The organism is uncultured Bacteroides sp. (assembly GCF_910578895.1).
Taxonomy (GTDB): domain Bacteria; phylum Bacteroidota; class Bacteroidia; order Bacteroidales; family Bacteroidaceae; genus Bacteroides.
Map to the genome: position 1 here is coordinate 1 of NZ_CAJTSC010000048.1, position 5,790 is coordinate 5,790.

The 5,790-nt window shown below is 41.4% G+C and carries 5 protein-coding genes; 1 reads left to right on the forward strand and 4 read right to left on the reverse strand.

Annotation, left to right across the window (positions count from 1 at the left end):
• Window positions 1-127: 127 nt before the first annotated feature.
• Window positions 128-1,021, reverse strand: a complete 894-nt coding sequence (dapA, locus tag QZ327_RS11285) for a 4-hydroxy-tetrahydrodipicolinate synthase (protein ID WP_294619356.1) — start codon at window positions 1,019-1,021, stop codon at window positions 128-130.
• A gap of 103 nt (window positions 1,022-1,124) precedes the next feature.
• Window positions 1,125-3,122: an NAD-dependent DNA ligase LigA gene (gene ligA / locus QZ327_RS11290; RefSeq protein WP_294619358.1), complete on the reverse strand. Its 1,998-nt coding sequence runs from the start codon at window positions 3,120-3,122 to the stop codon at window positions 1,125-1,127.
• A 98-nt stretch (window positions 3,123-3,220) separates the two neighbouring features.
• Here ligA and trmD point away from each other — a divergent pair, with 98 nt between their 5' ends.
• Window positions 3,221-3,898, forward strand: a complete 678-nt coding sequence (gene trmD, locus QZ327_RS11295; RefSeq protein WP_294619360.1) for a tRNA (guanosine(37)-N1)-methyltransferase TrmD — start codon at window positions 3,221-3,223, stop codon at window positions 3,896-3,898.
• A 92-nt stretch (window positions 3,899-3,990) separates the two neighbouring features.
• Here trmD and QZ327_RS11300 read toward each other — a convergent pair whose 3' ends face one another.
• Both QZ327_RS11300 and QZ327_RS11305 read right to left on the reverse strand, forming a co-directional pair.
• Window positions 3,991-4,902 (reverse strand): dihydroorotate dehydrogenase, encoded by a 912-nt coding sequence (locus tag QZ327_RS11300; RefSeq protein WP_294619362.1) that lies wholly within the window; start codon window positions 4,900-4,902, stop codon window positions 3,991-3,993.
• Window positions 4,890-5,666, reverse strand: a complete 777-nt coding sequence (locus tag QZ327_RS11305) for a dihydroorotate dehydrogenase electron transfer subunit (RefSeq protein ID WP_294619364.1) — start codon at window positions 5,664-5,666, stop codon at window positions 4,890-4,892. The genes QZ327_RS11300 and QZ327_RS11305 overlap by 13 nt, the downstream gene beginning before the upstream one ends.
• Window positions 5,667-5,790 lie beyond the last annotated feature (124 nt).

Here is a 5,790-nt window from a genome sequence, read left to right on the forward strand (position 1 = left end):
GCATTGTATTTGTTACGGTTCTGAAACATCCGTATCCAAGTTTTTCTATTTTATCTGAGAAATAGAATAAATGATACAAAAAAGCCTCGCATTATGCGAGGCTTTTTTGCATTTTATGAAATTATATTTAGCATTTGATATTCAACTCATCCAATATTTTCCGCATAGCTTCGAAAGTCGTAATTCTGGTAGGTACCAATGGCAGACGAAGTTTGTTTTCAATCATTCCCATTGCATTCAGCATGGCTTTTACTCCGGCAGGATTACCATCCACAAAGAGCAACTTGAATAATTCGGCAAATTTGTGGTGGATAGTCAGTGCATTCTGATAATCTCCCTGTAACGCCAAACGTACCATACGGCTGAATTCCCGCGGAAAGGCGTTTCCGATGACCGAAATGATGCCTACTGCCCCTAAAGTAATCAATGGGAAGGTAATGCCGTCATCGCCCGAAATAACGTCAAAATTGGCGGGTTTGTTTTTTATGATGTCATCCATTTGGGTAATATCTCCTGATGCCTCCTTTATCGCAATCACATTCTTGAAGTCACGTGCGATGCGCAAGGTTGTTTCGGCTTTCATATTCACGCCGGTTCGCCCCGGCACATTATAAAGCACGATTGGAAGTTCCGTGGCTTCAGAAATAGCCTTATAATGTTGGTAAATTCCCTCTTGAGATGGCTTATTGTAATATGGGACGACAGAAAGGATGGCATCCACGCCGGTAAAATCGTCATTCTTCAGAGTTTCTACTATGGCACGGGTATTATTTCCGCCTACTCCAAGCAGAATAGGTATTTTTCCGTTTACACGTTCAATAACCATCTTTTTGATTTTCTTTTTTTCCTCTTCAGTCAGAGTCGGAGTTTCTGCCGTAGTGCCAAGCACACATAAAAAGTCAGTGTTGTTTTGAAGTTGATAGTCCACCAAACGCATCAATGCGTCATAATCAACGCTTTCATCCTCTTTAAATGGAGTAATCAGCGCTACCCCCATTCCTTTCAATCTAGTCTGTATCATGAGTATTATAAAGTAATCTCTAATTAAATGACACGCAAAAGTACGATTTTTTTCGATTTGCCATACAAATATAAGCCATAAAAAAGTTTTTTGTAGAAATTTGTTAGGATATGAGCGCTAAAAACTCATCTTCGCTCATAATCTTTATGCCCAGTTTGTTAGCTTTTTCCAATTTGGCAGGACCCATATTTTCGCCTGCCAGAATAAAACTGGTTTTGGCGGATATGCTACCGACATTCTTTCCACCGTTTTTTTCTATCAACTCTTTGTATTCATCTCGGGAGTGATGTGCAAATACACCGCTTATAACAATAGATTGTCCCGCAAGTTTGTTGGTGTATCCGCTCAAGTCTTCTTCTTTTCGATAGAGTTGTAATCCAGTGGATTTTAAGCGTTCTACCAATTGGCAATTTAATGGATTTGCGAAGTATGTCAGAATGCTTTGTGCTATTTTTTCCCCGATTTCATCGATATTTATCAGTCTTTCGAGAGTTGTATTTTTCAACTCGTCTATATTATTAAAGGATTTGGCTATTTTTTTTGCAACGGTCTCTCCGACAAAACGGATACCCAAAGCAAAAAGTACCCTTTCAAACGGAACTTCTTTGCTGGCTTCGATTCCTTTGATGATATTTTCCGCTGATTTCTCGCCCATACGATCCAGGTTCTTGATGTCATCTGTGGTAAGCATGTACAAATCTGCCGTATTCTTAATTAAGCCCAAGCGATAGAACATATCCACAGTCTCCGGACCTAATCCGTCAATGTTCATTGCTTTGCGGCTGATGAAATGCTCTATCTTTCCTTTGATTTGAGGAGGACAGGAGGTTTCGTTGGGGCAATAATGGGCAGCTTCTCCTTCATAACGTATCAGTTTGTTGCCGCATTCGGGACAGTGAGTGATGAATTTTACTTTCTCGCCAATGAGCATACCGCGTGCGTCTTTATCTACCTCCGTAATTTTAGGAATGATTTCTCCACCCTTTTCTACGTAGACCATATCTCCGATGTGTAAATCCAATCCGTCAATAATATCGGCATTGTGCAAGGAGGCTCTTTTGACGGTAGTACCGGACAGTTGTACCGGGTCCAAATTGGCAACAGGGGTTACTGCTCCGGTACGTCCCACTTGGTAAGTGACTTTGTTCAGACGAGTCAAAGCCCGTTCTGCCTGAAATTTATAGGCTATTGCCCATCGGGGGGATTTTGCCGTATAGCCGAGGTGCTTCTGTTGGCGCATACTGTTGATTTTTAGTACGATACCATCTGTTGCTACCGGCAAGTTCTTACGTTCGATATCCCAGTATCTGATATATTCGAACACTTCTTCAAGGCTGTGGCACTTTTTCGTATGTTCGGAGACTTTAAATCCCCAACCGGCAGCTGTTTGCAAGTTTTCATAATGTCCGTCACAAGGCAATTCTTCGCCAAGCAGATAGTACAAGTACGCATCAAGTTTACGAGAAGCCACAATAGCGGAATTTTGTAACTTTAAAGTCCCGGAAGCTGCATTGCGCGGATTGGCAAAAAGAGATTCTTCGCATGCTTCTTTTTCGCGGTTCAGTTCTTCGAACACTTCCCAAGGCATTAATATTTCTCCTCTGATTTCAAACAGTTCAGGATAATTGCCATGAAGCACCAATGGTATGGTACGGATTGTTTTTACGTTGTCCGTTACATCGTCACCTTTTTCGCCGTCACCACGAGTTACGGCACGTATCAATTTGCCGTTTTCGTAAGTCAGTGAAATGGATGTACCGTCATATTTTAATTCGCAGCATATCTCAAAGTCTTCATTCAAAGCCTTTTTCACCCGATCGTAAAAGTCTGTCACTTCGCTTTCGGAATAGGTGTTTCCCAACGAAAGCATGGGATATTTATGGGCTACCTGTGTGAAATTCTTATTCAAATCACTTCCTACACGCATGGTAGGTGAATTTTTGTCTTGATATTCAGGATATTCTTTTTCGAGTTCCTGTAATTCACGCATTCTGTCATCAAACTCTTTATCGGAAATTTCAGGAGCGTTCAGCACGTAATAATTATAATTGTGCTGATGCAAATCGGCACGTAACAGATCTATTTTTTCTTTTATTGTCATAACGGTTCTGGAGTTTGAACGCAAAAATACGGGTTTCTCCCGAATATTTTTTTGCTTTTACTCTTAACTTACACTATTTTTGCGGAAAAATTGAATATATGCGTATTGACATCATCACTGTTTTACCGGAAATGATTGAGGGATTCTTCAATTGCTCTATTATGAAACGTGCTCAGAATAAAGGGCTTGCGGAAATACATATCCACAACCTTCGCGATTATACCGAAGATAAATATCGCCGGGTGGATGACTATCCTTTTGGCGGATTTGCCGGAATGGTTATGAAGATAGAGCCTATAGAACGCTGTATCAATGCCTTGAAAGCGGAACGGGAATATGATGAAGTCATTTTTACGACTCCTGACGGTGAACAGTTCAATCAGCCTATGGCAAATACTTTGTCTCTCGCTAAGAACCTTATTATTCTTTGCGGGCATTTTAAAGGGATTGACTACCGCATCCGCGAGCATCTTATAACGAAAGAAATCAGTATCGGAGACTATGTGTTGACGGGTGGTGAACTGGCAGCCGCCGTCATGGCAGACTCGATTGTGCGCATTATTCCCGGAGTTATTTCCGATGAACAATCGGCTCTTTCCGATTCTTTCCAGGATAATCTTTTGGCGGCTCCGGTTTACACACGTCCGGCTGATTATAACGGCTGGAAAGTTCCTGATATTTTACTATCCGGTCATGAGGCTAAAATTAAGGAATGGGAGTTGCAGCAATCGCTTGAAAGAACCCGAAGATTGCGTCCGGATTTGTTAGGTGAGTAAAAAACGATATGTAAATAAAAAGAAAAAGGACATTCTTGATGAATGTCCTTTTTTATGGAAATAGTTTGCGAATGACCCTACTTTGTTATTCATTATACCTCAAGTGCACCTATTATATCTTTAACTGACTTATATCCGTGTCTGTTAAGATAATCATCAATGCCCTCTGCCACCTTTACGGTAACAGCCGGATCAATGAAGTTTGCCGTACCAATCTGGATGGCAGAAGCACCTGCAAGCATAAATTCCACAGCATCTTTCCAGTTCATGATACCTCCTAAGCCAATGACTGGTATTTTTACTGCTTTGGCAACTTGCCATACCATGCGAAGCGCTATAGGTTTCACTGCCGCTCCGGACATGCCACCGGTTACTGTAGAGAGTATAGGACGTCTGCGTTCCGCATCTATAGCCATTCCCAGCAGGGTATTGATGAGCGATACGCTGTCTGCACCACCGTTTTCGGCCGCACGTGCTATCTCTGTGATGTCTGTCACATTGGGAGACAATTTCACGATAAGTGTCTTTTTGTAAACTGAACGTACTGCTTTTACCACTTCCTCGGCTCCTTTTGTCGTAACGCCAAATGCCATTCCACCTTGCTTGACATTGGGGCAGGAAATGTTCAATTCTATAGCAGGAATATTTACAAGTTCGTTGATGATTGCAGCCGTTTCCACATAGTCTTCGATAGCGGATCCCGAAACATTTACAATCATGTTGGTTTTTATATCCTTGATACGTGGATAGATGTGTTCAACAAAGTGATGCACACCCTTATTTTGCAGACCTACAGCATTTAACATACCTGAAGGAGTTTCCGCCATACGCGGATATGGGTTTCCTTCACGTTTGTGAAGAGTGGTACCCTTTACAATTATACCACCTATTCGCGATATGTCAATGAAATCGGCAAATTCTTCACCATATCCAAAAGTTCCGGATGCCGTCATTACCGGATTTTTCATTTGTAATTCACCAATGTTTACACTTAAATCTGCCATAATAGTTTGTTTATATTAAAAACCGGACCTTCTTTACATACACACAAGTGACCTTCTGCGGTATTTTCCACACAACATAAGCAAGCACCTACGCCACATGCCATTGTATTTTCCAAAGATACTTCACAGTTGATATCTTTACTTTTGGCATATTTGGCTACAGCCATCATCATGGGTTTAGGACCGCAGGTATATATTTGCTCGAAGTGTATCTTGTTTAATATGGAATGTTGGGTGACATATCCTTTTTCACCGTGACTACCGTCTTCCGTGGTAGTATATACATCTCCATAAGCTGCAAATTCTTCTAATTGCAACAAATCTTTGTCGCTTCTGGCACCTAACAAGAAAGTTGGTTTACTTCCATTTTCAGCCAATTGCTTACCTAAATACAACATGGGGGCGGTGCCTACACCTCCGCCTACCAGTAAAAGCTTGTCTGAGGGCTTTTCGGGCATCGTAAAGCCGTTTCCCAGTGGAAGCACTACGTTGATTCTGTCGCCTTGTTTAGCTTCGCCCAAGCGTCTGGTTCCATCTCCTACAAGTTGAATGAGAAACCATACTTCATTTTGTTGCTTGTCTACATAATTAATAGAAATAGGACGTCGCAGGAAAGTAGTGGGCGAATTTTCTACGCGGATTTCCGCAAATTGTCCCGGAAGCATTTCCGGAAGCAAGGACGAGGAAGTCAATTTCAGCAGCGCATAATTGGCGTGCAACCGGACGTTCTCTGTCACTGTCAGGTCTAAAATATATTTTTTCATATTATCTATAAAGAAGAATTATCTTTCGGGTGCAAAGATACGGGAATTTGAGTAAATAGTCGTAGTTGCCTCTTAATTTTCCGGTTTGAATGTTTCATAAGTATTATCATCAAAGAAAATTCTT